This window comes from Geomonas terrae, from assembly GCF_004791675.1.
In the GTDB taxonomy this organism is placed as follows: Bacteria; Desulfobacterota; Desulfuromonadia; order Geobacterales; family Geobacteraceae; genus Geomonas; species Geomonas edaphica.
Window position 1 is genome coordinate 179,951 of sequence record NZ_SRSC01000001.1, and the last position, 18,523, is coordinate 198,473.

At 62.4% G+C, this 18,523-nt stretch carries 18 protein-coding genes; 6 read left to right on the top strand and 12 right to left on the bottom strand.

Annotated features, from left to right (window positions below; translation table 11 throughout):
* Positions 1–13 precede the first annotated feature (13 nt).
* The gene (gene rimO / locus E4633_RS00805) at positions 14–1,360 is read left to right on the top strand and encodes a 30S ribosomal protein S12 methylthiotransferase RimO (protein ID WP_135868384.1); all 1,347 of its coding nucleotides are present in this window, start codon (positions 14–16) and stop codon (positions 1,358–1,360) included.
* An 84-nt stretch (positions 1,361–1,444) separates the two neighbouring features.
* Positions 1,445–1,864 (top strand): TraR/DksA family transcriptional regulator, encoded by a 420-nt coding sequence (locus E4633_RS00810; RefSeq protein ID WP_135868385.1) that lies wholly within the window; start codon positions 1,445–1,447, stop codon positions 1,862–1,864.
* Positions 1,865–2,014: 150 nt separating this feature from the next.
* On the opposite strand, the gene E4633_RS00815 is transcribed toward E4633_RS00810, so the two are convergent.
* From E4633_RS00815 to E4633_RS00835, 5 genes are all read right to left on the bottom strand, one after another.
* Positions 2,015–3,007 carry a 4Fe-4S binding protein gene (locus E4633_RS00815; RefSeq protein ID WP_135868386.1) on the bottom strand — a complete coding sequence of 331 codons (993 nt, stop codon included), beginning with the start codon at positions 3,005–3,007 and terminating at the stop codon, positions 2,015–2,017.
* 179 nt (positions 3,008–3,186) lie between these two features.
* Complete coding sequence (gene ttcA / locus E4633_RS00820) at positions 3,187–3,954, bottom strand: tRNA 2-thiocytidine(32) synthetase TtcA (RefSeq protein ID WP_129127243.1); 768 nt, start codon at positions 3,952–3,954, stop codon at positions 3,187–3,189.
* 55 nt (positions 3,955–4,009) lie between these two features.
* Positions 4,010–4,678, bottom strand: a complete 669-nt coding sequence (locus E4633_RS00825; RefSeq protein WP_135869548.1) for a nitrite/sulfite reductase domain-containing protein — start codon at positions 4,676–4,678, stop codon at positions 4,010–4,012.
* Positions 4,679–4,723: 45 nt separating this feature from the next.
* Positions 4,724–6,616, bottom strand: a complete 1,893-nt coding sequence (locus E4633_RS00830; RefSeq protein WP_135868387.1) for a bifunctional homocysteine S-methyltransferase/methylenetetrahydrofolate reductase — start codon at positions 6,614–6,616, stop codon at positions 4,724–4,726.
* On the bottom strand, positions 6,613–8,262 hold the full coding sequence (locus tag E4633_RS00835) for a putative manganese-dependent inorganic diphosphatase (RefSeq protein WP_135868388.1): 1,650 nt from the start codon (positions 8,260–8,262) through the stop codon (positions 6,613–6,615). Before E4633_RS00835 ends, E4633_RS00830 begins: the two co-directional genes overlap by 4 nt.
* A gap of 120 nt (positions 8,263–8,382) precedes the next feature.
* Between E4633_RS00835 and E4633_RS00840 the strand changes: the two genes are divergently transcribed.
* Positions 8,383–8,994 carry a DedA family protein gene (locus E4633_RS00840; RefSeq protein WP_135868389.1) on the top strand — a complete coding sequence of 204 codons (612 nt, stop codon included), beginning with the start codon at positions 8,383–8,385 and terminating at the stop codon, positions 8,992–8,994.
* A 100-nt stretch (positions 8,995–9,094) separates the two neighbouring features.
* Here the strand turns inward: E4633_RS00840 and fsa are convergent, their stop codons facing one another.
* The 3 genes from fsa to folK are packed head-to-tail and all read right to left on the bottom strand — an operon-like array spanning position 9,095 to position 10,492.
* The gene (fsa, locus tag E4633_RS00845; RefSeq protein WP_135868390.1) at positions 9,095–9,739 is read right to left on the bottom strand and encodes a fructose-6-phosphate aldolase; all 645 of its coding nucleotides are present in this window, start codon (positions 9,737–9,739) and stop codon (positions 9,095–9,097) included.
* Between the two features lie 19 nt (positions 9,740–9,758).
* On the bottom strand, positions 9,759–9,995 hold the full coding sequence (locus E4633_RS00850; protein ID WP_198419364.1) for a YHS domain-containing protein: 237 nt from the start codon (positions 9,993–9,995) through the stop codon (positions 9,759–9,761).
* 8 nt (positions 9,996–10,003) lie between these two features.
* Positions 10,004–10,492: a 2-amino-4-hydroxy-6-hydroxymethyldihydropteridine diphosphokinase gene (gene folK, locus E4633_RS00855; RefSeq protein WP_135868391.1), complete on the bottom strand. Its 489-nt coding sequence runs from the start codon at positions 10,490–10,492 to the stop codon at positions 10,004–10,006.
* A gap of 154 nt (positions 10,493–10,646) precedes the next feature.
* On the opposite strand from folK, the gene E4633_RS00860 reads away from it, so the two are divergent.
* Both E4633_RS00860 and E4633_RS00865 read left to right on the top strand, forming a co-directional pair.
* Entirely contained in the window at positions 10,647–11,105 is a 459-nt protein-coding gene (locus E4633_RS00860) for a tetratricopeptide repeat protein (RefSeq protein ID WP_246037855.1), read from the top strand.
* A 262-nt stretch (positions 11,106–11,367) separates the two neighbouring features.
* Entirely contained in the window at positions 11,368–11,766 is a 399-nt protein-coding gene (locus E4633_RS00865) for a secondary thiamine-phosphate synthase enzyme YjbQ (RefSeq protein ID WP_135868393.1), read from the top strand.
* On the opposite strand, the gene thiL is transcribed toward E4633_RS00865, so the two are convergent.
* The 3 genes from thiL to E4633_RS00880 are packed head-to-tail and all read right to left on the bottom strand — an operon-like array spanning position 11,763 to position 15,623.
* Positions 11,763–12,737 carry a thiamine-phosphate kinase gene (gene thiL / locus E4633_RS00870; protein WP_135868394.1) on the bottom strand — a complete coding sequence of 325 codons (975 nt, stop codon included), beginning with the start codon at positions 12,735–12,737 and terminating at the stop codon, positions 11,763–11,765. The genes E4633_RS00865 and thiL overlap by 4 nt on opposite strands.
* Entirely contained in the window at positions 12,734–15,172 is a 2,439-nt protein-coding gene (gene lon, locus E4633_RS00875) for an endopeptidase La (RefSeq protein WP_135868395.1), read from the bottom strand. Before lon ends, thiL begins: the two co-directional genes overlap by 4 nt.
* A 10-nt stretch (positions 15,173–15,182) precedes the next feature.
* Positions 15,183–15,623, bottom strand: a complete 441-nt coding sequence (locus tag E4633_RS00880; RefSeq protein ID WP_135868396.1) for an Hsp20/alpha crystallin family protein — start codon at positions 15,621–15,623, stop codon at positions 15,183–15,185.
* Between the two features lie 330 nt (positions 15,624–15,953).
* On the opposite strand from E4633_RS00880, the gene E4633_RS00885 reads away from it, so the two are divergent.
* Positions 15,954–17,891, top strand: a complete 1,938-nt coding sequence (locus E4633_RS00885) for a tetratricopeptide repeat protein (protein WP_135868397.1) — start codon at positions 15,954–15,956, stop codon at positions 17,889–17,891.
* 150 nt (positions 17,892–18,041) lie between these two features.
* On the opposite strand, the gene E4633_RS00890 is transcribed toward E4633_RS00885, so the two are convergent.
* Positions 18,042–18,506, bottom strand: coding sequence for a septal ring lytic transglycosylase RlpA family protein (locus tag E4633_RS00890; protein ID WP_135868398.1), 465 nt, complete (start codon positions 18,504–18,506; stop codon positions 18,042–18,044).
* Positions 18,507–18,523 lie beyond the last annotated feature (17 nt).

The window sequence follows — 18,523 nt, forward strand, 5'->3', positions numbered from 1 at the left end:
AGAGGGGATTTTTTTGAACCAGAAGATTAAGGAAAAAGTGAGCCTGGTGAGCCTGGGCTGCCCGAAGAACCTGGTGGACGCCGAGGTGATGCTGGGCTACCTCTCCAAGGACGAGTACGAAGTCACCACCGATGAGATGCAGGCCGATATCATCGTGGTGAACACCTGCTCCTTCATAAAAGAGGCGAAGCAGGAGAGCATCGACACCATCCTCGACCTGGCGGACCGAAAGCACGACGCGCGCTGCAAGCTCCTGATCGTGACCGGCTGCCTGCCGCAGCGCTACCAGGAGGAGCTCGCCAAGGAACTTCCCGAGGTGGACATCTTCATCGGCACCGGCGACTACCCGCGCATCGCGGAGATCATCGCGGAGAAGAAGGGGACCGACACCCAGCTCTGCTACACCGGCGACCCGAACTTCGTCTACAACGACGAGCTGCCGCGCCTGCAGTCCTCGCCGCACTACACCGCGTACCTGAAGATCGCGGAGGGGTGCTCGAACAACTGCTCCTACTGCGTCATTCCCTCGCTGCGCGGCGCACACCGCTCCCGCCCCTTCGCGACGCTCATGGCGGAGGCCAAATCGCTCGTGGCGGCAGGGGTGAAGGAGCTGAACCTGATCGCCCAGGACATCACCGCCTACGGCCGTGATCTTCCCGAAAAACCGAGCCTCGAGCAGTTGGTCCAGGAGCTCGCGAAACTCGAGGGGCTCAAGTGGATCAGGCTCCTGTACGCCTACCCGGACGGGGTGAGGGACTCGCTCATCGAGCTCATAAAGAACGAGCCCAAGGTGTGCAAGTACTTGGACCTCCCGATCCAGCACATAGCCGATCCGGTCCTTAAGAACATGAAGCGCAGAAGCGGCGAGGACGACATCCGCACCCTGATCAAGAAGCTGCGCCGCGAGATCCCGGACATCGCCATCCGCACCTCGCTCATCGTCGGTTTCCCGGGCGAGACCAACGAGGACTTCAAGAAGCTCCTGCAGTTCGTGGAAGAGACCCGCTTCGACCGCCTCGGCGTCTTCTGCTACTCGCGCGAGGAGGGGACCCCGGCCGCCGAGATGGCGGACCAGGTTTCCGAGCGCGTGAAGCGCGAACGTCACAAGAAGCTGATGCGCACCCAGGCGCGCGTCTCCTTCAAGCACAACCGGACCCTGGTGGACAGCGAGGAAGACGTGCTGGTCGAGGGGTACAGCGAGGAAACCGAGCTGCTTCTGAAGGGTCGTTCCTCCCGTCAGGCCCCCGATGTGGACGGTCAGGTTTACATCACCGCAGGCAATGCCAATGTCGGTGACATAGTCAGATTGAAGATAACAGATTCTTCAGACTATGACCTGATTGGGGAGATCATAGAGTAGGCTTTTAACTTGACATGAACCTCTATTGCTGTATTATTGCGTCGCTTTTTGAGGGTATTAAGAAACAACGGAGATAGTTTATACATGACTGAAAAACCTGAAGAAATGAAAGCGATGCTCCTCAAAATGAAAGAGGAGACGCTTAAAGAGATTAACAAGACTGTCAAGTCCGGTTCTGATGCACCGATCAACGAGCCGAGCGGCGACATCTACGACCAGGCTTCCAGCGAGCGCGACCGCGAGCTCGGCCTTTTGCTGGGTGACCGGGAGCGCGAGAAATTGCGCAATATAGACGAGGCGTTACTTCGCCTCGAAGAAGGCGAGTACGGCATCTGCGAGGAGTGCGAGGAAGAGATCCCGATGGGGAGACTTAAGATCGTTCCCTTCGCCCGCCACTGCGTGAAGTGCAAGGCGGACCTCGAGAAGCAGCAGGCGCAGACCAAACGCTTCGAAGAGGACCGCGCCTACCGCGAGATCGCGCTCGGCGAGGAAGAGGAAGGGTAAGCAGAGAAAATCAGGCGGGAAAAGGGGCGAAACGGCACGATCCATTTTCACCCTCGCCATTCTGAAAATAACAAGAGGGGACGGTAGCGATACCGTCCCCTCTTTTCGTTTTTACTGCAGTTGTCACTCCGCCCCCCGGAGGGGCATGGACTACGGGTGCTCCACCGGCGGTGCGGCGATGAGCCTCTGGTAATCGCTCTTCGTTATGGAGCTGTGCCAGTGTCCGGTGGCGCGGCCGATGAGGGTCCCGCCGATGAAGACCGCGACGACGAGGGCTGCGTACACCATCCCCGGGATCACCTTGCCGTTCTTCGCCTTCATCTGCAGCGCCTCCGGCTTCGGGCAGGCGCTCACGCAGCGCAGGCAGCCGACGCACTCCTCGGAGCAGACCCGCTCCTGGTGCATCACGTCGATGTAAGAGGGGCAGGCCCTGGTGCAGCCGCCGCAGGAGATGCAGGCGCTCTCGTTACGCTGCACCTTGACCGGAGACAGACGGGAGACGAGCCCCAGGAGCGCGCCGTAAGGGCAGAGGAAACGGCAGAACGGGTTCTTGAAGAAAAACGACAGGGCGAGCAGGATCCCGATCACCACGAGCGGCGTCCCCGAGAGGTGCACGAAGAAGTCCAGCATCTTGATGTCGGCCATCTTGTTGTAGTCGCCGGCGATGAAGTCGCTCACGCTGTCAGGCGCCATGAACCCCAGGATGGAGACCACGAAAAAGGCGAGCAGCAGGTACTTGATGGGACGCAGCAGCCAGTCGAGCCAGAGCCAGATCTTGAAGTTTTTCCCGAAGATCTTGTACCCCACCTTCCAGCAGACCTCCGTGATCGTAGAGACCGGGCAGACCCACGAGCAGAAGGAGCGCTTCAGAAGAAGCGACATCGCGATCACGCTCAGAAAGACCACGAGCGCTGCGGGGTGCACGTCGTTGATGGTGCCGGAAACGATCCAACCCTTGAGGCTCACCAGAGCTGAGATGGGGAGAAAGGCCTCGACGCCGTTTGGACGCTCCACGAACGGCGTGGCACCGCCGCTTTGGAAGTGCAGCACGAAGCGGTAGAAGGTTACCCCCAGGTATAGGGAGAAGAGAAGGAAGCCCCACTGGACGGCCAAGCGAACCTTTTGCACTTTTTTTTCTGCCATGAACCTCACCTTGTTTTGCCTAGCTTATATAGTTGCGACTTTTCTTGTCGCTACCACCTGCTACCGTCGTATCATCACACGAAGCGGAGGTAGCACATGGAACCGATGGTCATAGGAGCCGTGGGAATCGTCATCTACTGCGGGCACATCACCGTGAAGGACATCATCGCCGACCTGCGTCAGGAGGGCTTTCTCGTCAACCCCTTGTCCAGCAAATGGCGCGGGTGGACGTTGGACAAGGCCTTCAGGAGGCTGTTCTTCACGAAGGGGTTGTCCCGCTCCAAGGTGGAGAGGAGTTCCTTCATCCTCTTGCGCTGCAGGTCCGCGGTCCCGCAGACGGGACAGCAGCAGCAGACCACGGGAAAACGGTTGTTGCGCGAGAACGGGATAATATCCTTCTCAGGAACGTAGACCAGCGGCCTGATAACCGTGGTTACGCCGTTATCCGCCAGCATGCTCGGGGCCATCGCCTTCAGCGAGCCGACGAAGAACTGGTTTAAAAGCAGCGTCTCGACGAAATCATCCATGTGGTGCCCGAGCGCCAGCTTGTTGCACCCCATCTGCTGCGCGAGGGTGTACAGGGTGCCGCGCTTGAGCCTCGCGCAGATCGAGCAGTAGGAGGAGTTCGGGCGCCGCTTCTCCGAGATGATGTCGTAGTGCTCAGTCTTCTCCATGTGGTAGGTGAAGCCGTGCTCCTTCAGGTGCTCCTCGATGATGTCGGCGCGGTACCCACGGTAGCCGGAATCGATGTTGATGGCGACCAGTTCGTAGCGCACCGGAGCGCGCCGGCGCAGGGTCTCCAGCACGTGCAGCATCGCGTAGGAGTCCTTCCCCCCTGAAACCGCGACCGCGACGCGGTCACCTTCCGAGATCAGGTCGAACTCCGAAATCGCCTTGCCTACCCTGTTCTTGATGCGCGTGAAGAGCGCGTCCTCAATAAGCGCCACGTGTCCCTCCCGCGCGTAGATCTTTTCTTGTCATCGTTGCCGCTCTCACCCTGACCTACTGCTGCGTGCCGAGGACGCGAACGCGGAAAGCCTCGATGCCGATCTCCTCGATCAGCCTACCCAGTCGCCCCTGCTGCGGGTCGTTCTTGTAGACCTCTACCACCTTCGCCACCACCTCGAGCACTTCTTCCTCGGTCTGGATGTTGTCCACGAGCATCTCGCCCAGGCGCGGACGGGGCCCGGCGTTACCTCCGACGAGGACGCGCCACCCCTTGTTGTGGCCGACGATGCCGATGTCCTTCACGCCGGACTCGGCGCAGGCGAGCAGGCAGCCGGAGACACCCATCTTCATCTTGTTGGGGAGCTCCATGGCGTGGTAGATCTTGTCCAGCTTGAGGCCGAGCGAGGCGGAGTCGAGCACCGCGCGCTTGCACTGTTGGGTGCCGGGGCAGATCCGGATGCTTCTCACGCACAGGCCGATGGCGGCACCCGGTTCCTCGGCGAGGTCGGTCCAGACCGCGTCCAGTTCTTCTTCCTTCACGCCGAACATGGCGATGCGCTGCGCCGAGGTGATCTTCAGGGTGAGCCCGTACTTGTCGGCCACGTCACAGATCTTTCTCAGCGTGGCGGTGTCGGTGAAGCCCCCGGGGATGTGCGGCGCGATGGCGTAGGTCTCACGGTCGCGCTGCAGGATGGCGCCTTTTTGCAGGATGTCTTTCTTCATCTCGGTCATCATCTGCTCCTTGGTCTCGATTGAAATTGATGCAGGTCAAAATAAGTTAAAAGCCGCTTTTCGGGTTTTCTCTTTTATGAATCTAACCAGTTCCACGGCGATCTCGTACTTGCCGAAGGGGGGGATCAGGTAAAACCCGCCCGCCCTGGCGCCTGCCGCCTCGATGAATTCCCTGGCTATGGCGAGCCCCTCGGCGACTCCGTCCTCGCCGGTCTTCCCGGCCATGCGCTTACGGATCTCCTCGGGGATGACGATACCGGGGACCTCGTTGTGCAGAAACTCGGCGTTACGCCCGGATACCAGCGGCAACACGCCAGGGAGGATGGGGATACTAAGACCGGCGGTGCGCTCCATCATCTCCTCGAAACGCGCGATGTCGTAGATCGGCTGGGTCTGCACGAAACGGGCACCGTTGGCCACCTTCTTCTCGAGGCGCCCAACCTGCACGTCCATCCGCTGCGTGTTCGGGTTGAAGGCGGCACCCAGGGTGAAGCCGGTCCCGGCGCCGATCGGGTTGCCGAGCGCGTTTACCCCGCGGTTCAGATCGCTCAAAAGCTTAAGGAGCGTGAACGAGTTGAGATCGAAGACCGAGGAGGCACCGGCCTCGTCCCCCAGGCTCGCCGGGTCGCCGGTGACGGCGAGGATGGAGGTGACCCCCAAAAGGCTCGCCCCCATCAGGTCGGACTGCATCCCGATCAGGTTGCGATCGCGGCAGGTGACGTGGGCGATCACCTCGATGCCGACCTCGCGGCGGATGGTCGCGGCAAGGGCCAGGTTCCCCATGCGCACGCGCGCGAGCGGGTTCTCGGCGAGGTTTATGGCGTGCGCCCCAGCCGCCTTGAGTGCCCGGCTCCCGGCCAGTACCCTCTCGCAGTCGAGCCCCTTCGGAGGGTCGAGTTCAACGGTGATCACCGGCTCCACGCCCCATGCGTCGAGGAAACTGCCTGAGAGCTCCCCTCGCCCCGTGGGAGAGGGGCCGGGGGTGAGGGCTTCGCCCACTGCAACGTCTTCACTGCGTGGCACCGCACTCACCAGCCCTGCGGGCACCCTCTCCTTAGGGGAGAGGGTAGAACCCTGCAGCCGCTCCGCCATCACCCGGATGTGTTCCGGCGTGGTACCGCAGCACCCACCCACCAGGGAGGCACCGGCTTCGACAAGTTCCTCGGCGCGGTCGGCGAAGTACTCGGGCGTGGTGCGGTAGATGTAGCGCCCTTCCAGGTATTCGGGGAAACCGCTGTTGGGATAGGCGGCGATCGGGAGGGAGCAGGCGGCCGCAATCCGCTTCACCGTGGCGAGGAGCTCGAGCGGTCCGGCGCCGCAGTTGGCACCGACCAGGTCGGCCCCGGCAGCGGCAAGACGCTGCGCGGCGTCCTCGGCGCGGGTCCCGCCGGGGAGACGCCCCCCTTCACCGAAGGCTAGGTTGGCGACCACCGGGAGCCCGGTCTCTTTCGCAGCGGCAAGCGCGGCGAGTAGCTCGTCGAGCTCGGAGAAAGTCTCAAGGATCAGCAGATCCACGCCACCTTCGGCGAGGGCCGACGACTGGACCCGGAAGCACTCGGCGATCTGCTCGGCGGAGAGCTCCGCCTTGCCGCGCCCGAGGGGACCGATGGAGCCGGCCACGAAGACGTCACGACCGGCCGCGGCGCTTTTCGCGAGCAGCGCCCCCTTGCGGTTGATCTCGGCCACCTTGGCGCCCAGACCGATGGCGGAGAGTTTGGCGCAGTTGGCGCCGAAGGTGTTGGTCTCGATGACCTGGGCTCCGGCGTCGAGGTACTCGCGGTGCAGCTCCAGCACGAGCTCCGGACGCACCAGGTTCAGGTGCTCGAAGTTCGCCTCCGGCGCCACCCCCTTGGCGTAGAGCATGGTGCCGATGGCGCCGTCGCCGACAAGGACACCCGCCGCGATGCGCTCCAGGAAGCTTTCCCTCATCGGGCGCCCCCGAGCACCTTCATCAGGTGCGGAACCAGCTGTTTCTTACGCGACATGACACCCTTCATCTCGAAGACGTGCGGCTCGGGCTGCGGGTACCCCATGAAGCGGACGAAGGCCTGCCCCCCTTCCATGACGAACATGGTGCTTTCGCTCGAGATGTCGGTGACCATGAGGCCGGCAAGCTCCAGCCCCTCTTTTTCACGCCGCGCCGCGAGCGCCTTGCGCAATTCCGCCTTCATCTCGTAGAACTCGTCGAAGCCGAACACCTCGACCTGCCCGACACCGAAGGTCACCTCGCCCTGGCTGAAGAGCTTGAAGTCGGAGCCGACCACGCGCTCGGGGCTTCCGTAACCGGAAAGGGCCCCCGAGGCGGCGAAGATCTCGGCGCCGAAGGACTCCCAGTCGAGCCCGGCAATTCCCGCAAGCCGCTCCACGGCGTCACGGTCGCGCTGCGTCGTGGTCGGCGACTTGAGGATCACCGTGTCCGAGAGGATCCCGGCGAGCAGGAGTGCAGCGATCTCGGCGGGGGGGAGCATGCGGTGCTCGTCGTAGAGCGACGCGACGATGGTGCAGGTGCTCCCGACCGGCGCGGTGATGAAGGGGATCGGGTGGCTCGTCGGGGCGTTCCCGAGCTTGTGATGGTCCACCACTTCGAGGATCTCCACGTCCTCTGCGCCCGGTACCGCCTGACCGAGTTCGTTGTGGTCCACGAGGATCAGGGCGTAAGGTAGCGGCGCGAAGAGCGAAGACTTGGTGGCGACGCCGGCGAGGGTCCCGTCCTCCTCGAGGGCTAAGACCGCGGTCTCGCCGGAATGCAGGAGCTTGTCGCGCAGGCGCCCGAGCGGCTCGTCCACGGAGACGCTCTCGAAACTCGGAACGGCAAGCTCGAGAACCGGAGTCGCTAGCCTGGCGCGGGAGACGGTCGCCGCGGTGTCGAGCGGCGTCGTCAAGAGGGCAACGCCACGGGAGGCGGCGACGCGCACGGTCTCATCGGAGACGGCAAGGCCGCCGGTCACGATGAGCAGGCGCACGCCGCGCTCGATCGAGGCGAGCTGGATGGAAGCCCGGTCGCCGGTAACCACGATAAGGGTGGCGGGGTCGCAGGCGGCGATCCTGTCGAGGAAGGATTCCTCCCCCATCGCGCCGACGAAGAGATGCAGGTGTTCCACTGCCGTGTCGGGAGCGCCGGCGAGGAAGCTACCCACGAGGCAGTCGGCGAGCGAGGCGAGCGAGGCGGAAACCAGGCGCAGGGAGTCCGGCCCGGTGACAAGGAAGCGCTCGGCGATCTTTCGGAGCGGGATCACCCCCTTCGGGACGCCGGCGTCGTCGACCACCGGAAGGATCCTGATGGAGTTGTGGTGAAATTCTTCCAGCGCGTTCAACAGCGGCGCCCCCGCCGGCACGGTGACCGGCGAGCGCTGGATCACGTCGCGCACCTTCGGGTGTACGTCGGCCAGGTAGAGCGGCGCTTCGATCCCCAGACGGGGGAGGAGCCAGGTGGTCTGCGGGTTCAGGCTGCCCGCCATCGCCGCAGTGACGCGCTCGTTGCCGAGCTCGCGTTTCAAATGGGCGTAGGCGATGGCCGAGGCGACCGAGTCGGTGTCCGGGTTCCTGTGGCCGATTACGAAGATCTGTTTGTCCATGTTTCCCTTCATCCGCCCGCCGCGGTTCCGGCAGGCGGAGTTAAATATTAAATTGGTCGTTTTTTTGCGGAGACCCGTATAGAATGACCGCCGCACAAAAAGTCAAAAGGAGAGTCAGGCATGCACGCAGCGGTACAGTGGCTGGTAGATACGATAGGCGCGATGGGATACCCGGGGATCTTCCTCCTGATGGCGATGGAAAGCTCCGTCTTCCCGATCCCCAGCGAGCTCGTGATGCCGCCCGCCGGCTACCTGGCGCAGCAGGGGCAGATGAACATGTTCGCGGCCATCGCCTGCGGCACCGTGGGGAGCCTCATCGGCGCCTACGCCAACTACTACGCGGCCCACTACCTCGGCCGTCCCCTGGTTCTCAAGTACGGCAAGTACGTCTTCATCACCGAGGAGAAGTTCGCCAAGGTGGAGCGCTTCTTCAAGGATCACGGCGAAATCTCCACCTTCATCGGGAGGCTTCTGCCGGTGGTCAGGCACCTGATCTCGCTTCCCGCCGGACTTGCCGGGATGAACCACGTGAAGTTCTCGCTCTACACGCTTTTGGGCGCCGGGATCTGGGTCACCGTGCTCACCTTCATCGGCTACTTCATCGGGAGCAACCAGGAACTGATCATGAAGTACTCGCACCAGGCGCTCATCGGCGTCATCATCGTGAGTGCCGTGATCATCACCATCTACGTGAGGCTGCAGCGCAGAAACGGCGCCAGCTCGCCGGAATAACCCACATAAATGAAGGGCGGGTCCAAGACCCGCCCTCAGATAACGCCTTTGTTACCCGTCGCGGGGGGGAGCCCCCGCGTCACCCTTCGAAACTCCCGCCTTACTTGGGAACCTTCTCCCAGTCTTCCAGGAACTTCTTGATCCCCGCGTCAGTGAGCGGGTGCTTGGCAAGCTGCAGCATGACCGAGTACGGGATGGTGCAGACGTCGGCGCCGATCAGTGCGGAGTTCAGCACGTGCACCGGGTTCCTGATGCTCGCCACGATGATCTGGGCGTCCATGCCGTAGTTGTCGAATATGGTCCTGATCTCTTCGATGATCCCCATGCCGTCCTGGGAGATGTCGTCCAGGCGGCCGACGAACGGGGAGACGTAGGTGGCGCCCGCCTTGGCGGCGAGGAGAGCCTGCATCGGGGAGAAGATCAGCGTGACGTTGGTCTTGATCCCCTGCTTGTGCAGGGTCTTGGTCGCCTTGAGCCCTTCCGGGGTCATCGGGAGCTTGATGACGATGTTCGGGTGGATCTTAGCGAGCTCGGTCGCCTCGGCGATCATGCCGTCGTGTTCAAGGGAAATGACCTCGGCGGAGATCGGGCCGTCCACGATCTCGGTGATCTCCTTGATCACTTCCTCAAAACGCCGGCCACTCTTGGCGATCAGGGAGGGGTTGGTGGTGACGCCGTCCACCAGGCCCAGTTCGTTGGCCTCCCGAATTTCCTTAACATCCGCTGTGTCGATAAAAAACTTCATCTTTCCTCCGGTTGGTTGTTTATTGCCGCTGTTGCATCGCTTCGAATTTCCTCAGGCACTCCATGGAGCAGAAGTGATATCGCTTCCCCTCCAGCCTGCCGACCACCGCGTCGGCCTCGGCTATGTACACGCCGCAGACCGGATCCTGAAAGGTCTCGGCGGCGCTTTTTTCCTGCTTCTCTATCTTTTGGGGCGCTTTCCCCACGAACATGCGGTACACGAGGTACCCTAAAAGCGCCCAGATCAAAAATTTCACGTTCCCCCCTAGATCCTGACCGCCTTCTCGGGAGAGGTCAGTTCCGTCAACAGTTCGATGATTCGCTTGCCCAGGGTCGGGTGTACCAGGTCGGGGGCGAGGTCGGCCAGCGGCTGGAGGGCGAAACGACGCTCGGCAAGGCGCGGATGCGGGATAGTGAGCTCGTCGCCGGTCATGACCAGCTCGCCGTAGAGGAGGATGTCAAGGTCCATGCTGCGTGCGCCCCATCGCTGCGAAGGCGCCCGGTGGAAGACCTCCTTTTCCAGCCGTTTCAGCCGTGCCAGGAGGTCGAGCGGCGCAAGCTCCGTGTTGAGGCGCACCACGGCGTTGTAGAAGTTATCCTGGGGCACCCCTCCGACCGGTTCGGTCTCGTAGAAGGGGGACACCGCGGTGACACGCGTTTGCGGCAGTTTCCCGAGCTCGGCAATCGCCATCAGAAGCTTCAACTCGCGGTCGCCGATGTTGCTCCCAAGTCCTATGTACGCGCATTGTTCCACAGCGGCAGATTAGAACATAAATCCCTTTTTTTTTCAACCCTGCCCGAGGAACTCGGGCTTGCGAGGTAAATTAGATGCTATAGTGTAGAATCTTAATTTGCCGTCACCATGGCCACTCCTCATGGACGGCCACGGACCAACAACAGGAGAATGCGTGAACGCTGCAGAGATTGCCGAAATGGAGACAGGCGAACTGGTGCACCTCGGGAAGGAGGCGCTGGAAACGCGCCGCATCACGGTGGCGCAACGCTACCTGCATGCCGCTCTGGAAAAGGAGCGCACGCCAGAGCACCTCTCCCTTTACGCCCTGGCTTTGGCCCAGGCGACTGGAAATGTACAGACGGCGGTAACCCTTTGCCAGGAGGCGGTTAAGAGAGAGCCCAAGAATTCGGAGCATTACCTGCGCCTTGGCACAATCTACCTAGCCGCCGGAAGAAAGAAAGAGGCGATCAGGGCGCTGCATCTGGGGCTCAGGGTGGGGAAGAATCCCGCCATCACGAAACTTTTGCAGGCACTTGGGCAGCGGGAACGGCCGGTGCTACCCTTCTTGTCCAGGGGGAACCCGGTTAACAAGTATCTGGGCAAGATAAGGAGCAGCCTTTTCAGGAAGTAGGAAGTCCATCCGGGAATTCCTGGGAGGCATGTGTGCGTTAGCCACGAAGCATTGAGCACGCATCACGCTCCCCCCTTCGAAAGGGGGGGCATTAAGTCACCTGCGGCGCTTCGTGGACACACTTTTTCGCCGTCACCGGAATTTCCTGAAGAACCTTCGCAAAGGGGGGAACGTTAAGGCTCCTGCAGCACTTCGTGAACTGCTCCAAGGTGGGTCTCCATGGGGAGGAGAGTCTATATATAAATAACGGACGGAGGGACGGATGATCCAATACATTACGCTGAAAAGCAGGGAGAGGACGGAGTTGATCGACATCACCGCGCGGGTGGAAGATCTCGTCGCGGCGGCAATGGTGGGAAGCGGCACCTGTGATGTCTTCGTGCTGCACACGACGGCCGGGGTCACCGTGAACGAAGGGGCCGACCCGGCGGTGAAGCGGGACATCGCAAACTGCCTTGACCAACTGGTGCCGGACGCGCACTACTTCACCCACGCGGAAGGAAACTCCGCGGCGCACGTGAAATCGACCCTGGTGGGGACCTGCCAAAGGCTCTTGATCGATCGGGGCAAGCTTTTGCTGGGGACCTGGCAGGCGCTCTACTTCTGCGAGTTCGACGGGCCGCGGGAGCGGCGCGTGGCGGTGAGGATCAGCGGGGATTAAGCAAAATGATCGAAGCCGCGCCTTGGCGCGCGGTAGGGCGTCCCGTCGGGAGCGGCGAGCTCGATTCCGGAGCCGGCGGTGACCGTCCCGATCACGGAAACCGGGACTCCGGCGCGGGCACAGACCTCCAAGGCTTCAGCATCCCTACCTTCAGGAATACAAAACAGCAACTCATAGTCCTCCCCACCCGAGAGCGCCAGGGCGAACGGGTCTTCGGCGCACTCGGAGAGGTATTCATCGGAAAGCGGCAGCTTCGCAAGCTCCAGACGCGCACCGACGCCTGACATCTCGCAGATGTGCCCCAAATCCTGCAGCACCCCGTCGCTTACGTCGATCATGGCGGTGACGCACCCCGCCGCGGCGAGGGCGATCCCCGCCTCCACCCTCGGGGTCGGGTCGAGCTGCCGCGAGACCAGGAATCCCTCCCGCTCCCCGCGCATGAGCAGGTTCAGCCCTGCCGCCGCGTCCCCGACCGTTCCGGTCACGCAGACCAGGTCCCCCGGCCGCGCGCCGCTTCGCTTCAAGACCAGCTCGGGATGCTGCTCGCCAAGCGCGGTGACCGAGATGGCAAGCCCCCCCTTAGAGGCGCAGGTATCGCCGCCAACCAGGGTCGCGCCGAAGCGCTCCGCCTGCTCCAGCATCCCGGCCATGAAGCCGTCCATGAATTTCAGAGGTACGTCCTTCGGGAGGGCGACGCCGAGCAGGAAGTGGCGCGGGCGCGCCCCCATGGCTGCGACATCGGATAGGTTGACGGAAAGCGATTTTCTGCCGAGGGTGCGCGGATCGCAGAAGGAGAGGTCGAAGTGGACCCCTTCAAGGAGCATGTCGGAGGTGATGAGGGTAACGAAGCCTTCGGTGGGAACGAGCGCCGCCGCGTCGTCCCCGATGCCCAGAAGCACCGAGGGTGACGCGGCGACGTGTGCCTTTATCCTGTCGATGAGGCCGAATTCCCCGAGTTCAGCAAGTTTCAAGCCTTGCCCCTCACCGTGGAGGATACCGGGACCCGGGTCCTCACCTTGGTCTTCGGAGGTTCGGCCTTTTGAGGCTTGGGCGCCGGGGGGGGATACTTCTCGAGTGCGACGGCCAGGACATCGTCGATGGTGGAGGCGGTGACGATCTTCAGCTTCTTGAGGATGGTCTTCGGGACGTCCTCGAGATCCTTCTTGTTCTGCACCGGGATGATCACCGTGGTGACGCCGAGGCGCGCCGCGGCGAGGATCTTCTCCTTCAGGCCGCCGATCGGGAGCACCTTGCCGCGCAGGGTGATCTCGCCGGTCATGGCAACCTCTTTTCTGACCGGGATCTTGGTGAGAGCCGAGACCAGGGCGGTCGCCATGGTGACACCAGCCGAAGGGCCGTCCTTTGGAATGGCGCCGGCCGGGACGTGCACGTGGATGTCGATCGAGGAGTTGAAGTCCTCGTGGATGTTAAGCTCTCCGGTCCGGGAGCGGATGTAGGAGAGCGCGGCCTGGACCGATTCCTTCATCACATCGCCCAACTGGCCGGTGAGCGTCAGCGCCCCCTTCCCCTTCATCACGGTCGCCTCGACGAAGAGCACCTCGCCCCCCACCGGGGTCCAGGCAAGGCCGGTGACCACGCCGACCTCGTTCTTATCCATCTCCTCCTCGCGCAGGAACTTCGGCGGACCGAGGTACTTGGCGACGGTGCCCGCGGTGATGACGAACTTCTCCCCCTTCCCTTCGGCGTACTTCCGCGCCACCTTGCGGCAGACGCTGCCGATCTCGCGTTCCAGGTTCCTGAGCCCCGCCTCGCGGGTGTACTTGGCGATGATCGCCCGGAGGGCCTCCTCGGAGAAGACGACGATCTCCTCGGTGATGCCGTTTTCCTTCACCTGGCGCGGCACGAGGTAGCGCTTGGCGATGCCGAGTTTTTCCTCCTCGGTGTAGCCCGCGAGGTTGATAACCTCCATCCTGTCCCGCAAGGGGCCGGGGATGGTGTCCATCTGGTTCGCCGTCGCGATGAACATCACGTTGGAGAGGTTGAAGGGGAGGTTTATGTAGTGATCGGAGAAGCTGTTGTTCTGCTCCGGATCGAGCACCTCTAAAAGCGCCGAAGAGGGATCCCCCCTGAAGTCGCTCCCGAGCTTGTCGAGTTCGTCGAGCATGAAGACCGGGTTGTTCGAGCCGGCCTGCTTGAGCCCCTGGATAATACGGCCGGGAAGCGCGCCGACGTAGGTGCGCCGATGCCCGCGGATCTCGGCCTCGTCGCGCACGCCCCCCAGAGAGATGCGTACGAACTTTCTCCCCATGGCGCGGGCGATGGACTTGCCGAGGCTCGTCTTGCCGACACCCGGGGGGCCGACGAAGCAGAGGATCGGGCCCTTCATCTTCTTCTTCAGCTTTCGCACCGCCAGGAACTCGAGGATGCGCTCCTTCACCTTCTCAAGGAAGTAGTGGTCCTCGTTGAGGATCTCGGAGGCGCGGTTGATCTCGAGGGAGTCCTTGGTCGCCTTCCCCCACGGGATGTCAACCATCCAGTCGAGGAAGGTCCTCAGCATACCCGCTTCAGCGGCGTCCGGATGCATCTGCTCCAGGCGCCCGAGTTGCTTCAGGGCCTCCTTCTCGACGTTTTGAGGCATCTTGGCGCTCTCGATGGACTTTCTTAGCTCCGCCATCTCCTCGCTGCGCGCGTCGCTCTCGCCTAGCTCCTGCTGGATGGCGCGCAGCTGCTCGCGCAGGTAGTACTCGCGCTGGCTCTTGCCCATCTCCTCCTTGGCGGCGGACTGGATGCGCGCCTGCATGTTGAGAAGCTCGCTCTCCTTATTCAGGAGGTCGTTCACGCGCTTTAAGCGCTCCAGCGGATCGACCACCTCTAAAAGCCCCTGCGCCTCCTCGACCTTGAGCCCTATGTTGCTGGCGACCAGATCGGCCAAGGCACCCGGCTCCTGCATGTTCTCAACGATGACCATGACCTCGGGGGAAACGGCCTTGCCGAGCGCCACGATCTTCGCGAGTTCCTCTTTGACGGTACGGATGAGCGCCTCGGCCTCGAGGGTGTTCTCCGGGGCGGCGGGCTCCAGGATGCGGTCGATGCGCACCGAGTAGAAGGGCTTGTCGGCCAGGTATTCGGTGATGCGCGCCTTGGTGAGCCCCTGCACCAGGATCTTCACCCTGCCGTCGGGGAGCTTCAGCATGCGCATGATCATGGCGACCGTGCCGACCTCGTAGATCGCCTCGGGTGCCGGATCCTCGTCACCCACGTCCCGCTGCGTCGCAAGGAAGATCATGCGGTCCTTGGAAAGTGCGTGATCGACGGCGGCGATCGATATCTCCCGCCCCACGAAAAGCGGCAGAATCATGTAGGGATAGACGACCACGTCCCGAACCGGGAGCAGCGGCAGAACATCCGGTATGTTCAGTTCTTCGGTCTCCTGCCTGTTTTCCATGTACTTCTCCTTACTCTATCGGGATCTCCCGGATGTGCGGTTTGTCGTTTTTGCGCCAGGGGAACGCCACGGTAAGCAGGCCGTTGCGGCAGCCGGCTTTCACCCCGTCCAGGTCGGCGCCTGGGGGAACTTCGACGGCCCGGCAGAAGCGCCCGGCGGGGCGCTCGAGGCAGATATAGGTGGCGCCGGGGTCGGTCTCCTCTCGGATGTTCCCCTCGATCACCAGGGTCGAACAGCAAAGGCTCAGGGTGATGTCTTCACGGTTGCAACCGGGGAGCTCGGCTTCGACGACGAACGAGTTGCCGGTCTCGTAGATGTCCAACAGCGGGGCATGCTCCTTTTCGGCGACTCCCTCCCGCCCCTCCAGCGTGGTGAGATAACGGAAGATCTCGTCCATCTGCTGGCGAAACAGGTTCAACCACTCCAACGGTTCCTTCGGAATCACCGCCATTTCGCCCCTCTCGCCCGACGCCCTCTTCCCGGCCGCCGGGGCCGTGACCGCTAAAGAAAAACCGGCCCCGTGGTGCCCACCCGGACCGGTGCAGATGATTTAACCATCTTTATCATGAAAGTCAAGGTAATCCGCCTTAACCTTGGAGCCCCCGCGCCAGGCAAGGCTTCCGGGGCGCAAAGGATCGGTATCGTTAATGATTGGCGTTTTGGAATTGAATTTAGCACCCCCGATGTGTATAATCCGCCATCCTCGCACGGTCCCCAAGACCGAGCCGCCGGCGCCCACGGCGCCTTCCATATCCTCATTACAATTTCAAAAGGGCCTTACATGAAACGATACGTAGCACTCTCATCGCTTTTTGCGGTGACCCTGTTCGGCACCGGCTTCAGCTGGCCTTTCCCGGCGACCAACAGCTGCCTGCAGGCGAAGAAGATCATCATGGAGCTCCCGCCGCAGGCGAGCGAGCAGAAACGAAACGACGCCGAGAAGCGCGTGGCCGAGCTCTGCCCCACCGGCGCTCCGGGGCGCTACCTGAAGGCGCTTGCCTTCGAGCGCAGCGGCAACATCGATGCGGCCATCCAGGAGTACCGCGAGACGCTCGCACTCGACCCGGAGTTCTACCCGGCGAGCGGAAACCTTGGCCTTTTGCACCAGCAGAAAGGGGCAAGCGAAGAGGCCGCGGTCGAGCTCTCCCAGGGACTAAAGGCCGGCGACCCGCGCTACCACGGCGGCCTCGCCCGTATCCTCGCCCAAAAAGACCTGCACCAACTCGCCGTCTTCCACTACACCGAGGCGCTCGCCGCCTTCCCAGAAGACGCCTCCCTGCACGGGGACCTCGCCGTCTCCTACCAGGCCCTCGGACAGCAGCAAAAAGCGGAGGACGAGTACCGCAAGGCGCTCGCCATCCAGCCCGGCAACGCACGGGCACGCCTAGGCCTCGGTGCGCTCCTGCTCACCCGCGGCGAGACCGACAAGGGTGTCAACGAGCTGAAACAGGCGGCCATCGCCGACCCGAAGAACAAGGAGGTGCACCGCCTCCTCTCCGAGGGGTACGCGAAGAAGGGGGACCAGAAGAGCGCCGACTACGAGCGCATGCTCGCCGGAATAACCACGGCCGAGAAGGACGCCCCCAAGGTCGACCACATGGCGCTTGCCGAGCAGCACCGGACCGCCAAGGACCTCGACATGGCGATCAGCGAGTACCGCCTGAGGCTTGCCGAGGAGCCCACCGACGCGGTGGCGCAGCAGCGCCTTGGGGATGCCCTGGTCGCAGTGGGCCGCGAAGACGAGGCGATGAACTACTACCGCGACGCGATCAGGAACAAGGCGGAGAACCCGCAGTTGCACCTGAACCTCGCCGGGATCTACGAGAGAAAGGCGCTCCTCGACGAGGCGGTGGTCGAGTACCGCCAGGTGCTCGCGAGCACGCCGGACAACGTCCAGGCCAGGCAGCGCCTCGCCGACATCTACACCCTGAGGGGGAGCTTCCCGCAGGCGCTCGAGCAGTACCAGGAGCTCGTCAAGCTGACACCTACCGACGCGGTGGCCCAGTTGAAGCTCGCACGCGCCTACGTGAACGCGAAGAACCTCGACTCGGCGATCACCGCGTACCAGACCGCGATCAAGCTGGACAGCGAGTCGCTGGATGCCCACCGCGAGCTCGCCGGGCTCCTGCGCAAACGTAACGAGATGGACCAGGCCGCCGGCGAGTACCAGGAGGTGCTGCGCCTGAAAAAGGACGACCAGGACGCCCGCACCGCGCTCACCGCGATCTACGTAAAGAACAAGAATTACGACGCGCTCGCTAAGCTCCTGAAGGAAGGGGTCGAGCTTGCTCCCACCGACTCCAACGCCCATTACAAGCTGGGCCTCGTTTACGAGTTCCAGAAGAACTACACCGCAGCGACCGACGAGTACAAGGAGGCGGTGAAGCTCAAGGCGGACCACGCGAAGGCGCTGAACGCGATGGGAAGGGTCCAGATGAAGGACGGCCACATCGCCGAGGCGAAGGAGTCGCTGGAGGCGGCCCGCAAGGCCGACCCGGAGCTCGAGGAGGCCCAGGTCCTTTTGAGCAACATAAAGGACGAGTTCAATCCGGAGCCGAGAAGCTACCGCAAGCACAAGTCCAGCTCCTCCAAGGCTTCGAAGGGGAGCAAGGCAAAGAAAGGGAAGAAGGGGAAGAAATCCAAGGACAGCGACGACAAGCCGTCCAAGAAGTCCTCCAAGAAGAAAAAGAGCTCCAAGAAGAAGCACAAGGACGATTAAGCCGCTGCCGCGGCAGGAACCGAACACGAAGCAGCCCGCAAGGGCTGCTTTTTTTGTTGGCGCGCGCAGCCGGCTTGGCGCGCGCATGAAAAAAGGCCGGGGTTGCCCCCGGCCTTTTCCTCTGTTCGCCCAGATTGTATTTTGATGTTTCTAGGATTCGCCTTCGGTGAGCGGGATGATGGCCACCTTGGCCTTCCCTTCTCCGAAGAAACCCAGCTTCCTTGCCGCAGCCCGTGAGAGATCGATGAACGGGAAACTCTTCTTGCGGCAACGGTCGTTGATAACAACCGTAACTTCCTTGTCGTTGGCGAGGTTCCTGACGAGAACCTTGGTCCCCAACGGCAGGCTCTGGTGGGCGGCGGTCAACTTCTCCGGATGGTAACGCTCTCCGGAGGTGGTTGCCCTGCCATGGAACTTCCTGGCATAGTAAGTCGCTATGCCGATCAGCTTTTTCACCACCGATTTTTGCTGCTGTTCTACTTTTTCAACAGAGGATTCTGCTACCGGTTTTACTACTTGTTCTGAAGCCAGCAGGGGAAGCGTGTGGATCGGGAGGAGCATCAGGGCCAGGGCGACTATGCGCACCAGCCTGAGACTCCGCTCGGGTGATGCCATGCGCACCTCCTTTGTTG

Excerpts from the sequence above, each read along its gene's own strand:
- E4633_RS00880 (WP_135868396.1), bottom strand. The coding sequence starts at position 15,623 with ATGGCGGTGATTCCGAAGGAACCGTTGGAGTGGTTGAACCTGTTTCGC.
- E4633_RS00865 (WP_135868393.1), top strand. The coding sequence starts at position 11,368 with ATGATCCAATACATTACGCTGAAAAGCAGGGAGAGGACGGAGTTGATC.
- E4633_RS00830 (WP_135868387.1), bottom strand. The coding sequence starts at position 6,616 with ATGAGGGAAAGCTTCCTGGAGCGCATCGCGGCGGGTGTCCTTGTCGGC.
- E4633_RS00885 (WP_135868397.1), top strand. The coding sequence starts at position 15,954 with ATGAAACGATACGTAGCACTCTCATCGCTTTTTGCGGTGACCCTGTTC.
- lon (WP_135868395.1), bottom strand. The coding sequence starts at position 15,172 with ATGGAAAACAGGCAGGAGACCGAAGAACTGAACATACCGGATGTTCTG.
- E4633_RS00835 (WP_135868388.1), bottom strand. The coding sequence starts at position 8,262 with ATGGACAAACAGATCTTCGTAATCGGCCACAGGAACCCGGACACCGAC.
- fsa (WP_135868390.1), bottom strand. The coding sequence starts at position 9,739 with ATGAAGTTTTTTATCGACACAGCGGATGTTAAGGAAATTCGGGAGGCC.
- E4633_RS00840 (WP_135868389.1), top strand. The coding sequence starts at position 8,383 with ATGCACGCAGCGGTACAGTGGCTGGTAGATACGATAGGCGCGATGGGA.
- E4633_RS00815 (WP_135868386.1), bottom strand. The coding sequence starts at position 3,007 with ATGGCAGAAAAAAAAGTGCAAAAGGTTCGCTTGGCCGTCCAGTGGGGC.
- E4633_RS00890 (WP_135868398.1), bottom strand. The coding sequence starts at position 18,506 with ATGGCATCACCCGAGCGGAGTCTCAGGCTGGTGCGCATAGTCGCCCTG.
- E4633_RS00825 (WP_135869548.1), bottom strand. The coding sequence starts at position 4,678 with ATGAAGAAAGACATCCTGCAAAAAGGCGCCATCCTGCAGCGCGACCGT.
- E4633_RS00810 (WP_135868385.1), top strand. The coding sequence starts at position 1,445 with ATGACTGAAAAACCTGAAGAAATGAAAGCGATGCTCCTCAAAATGAAA.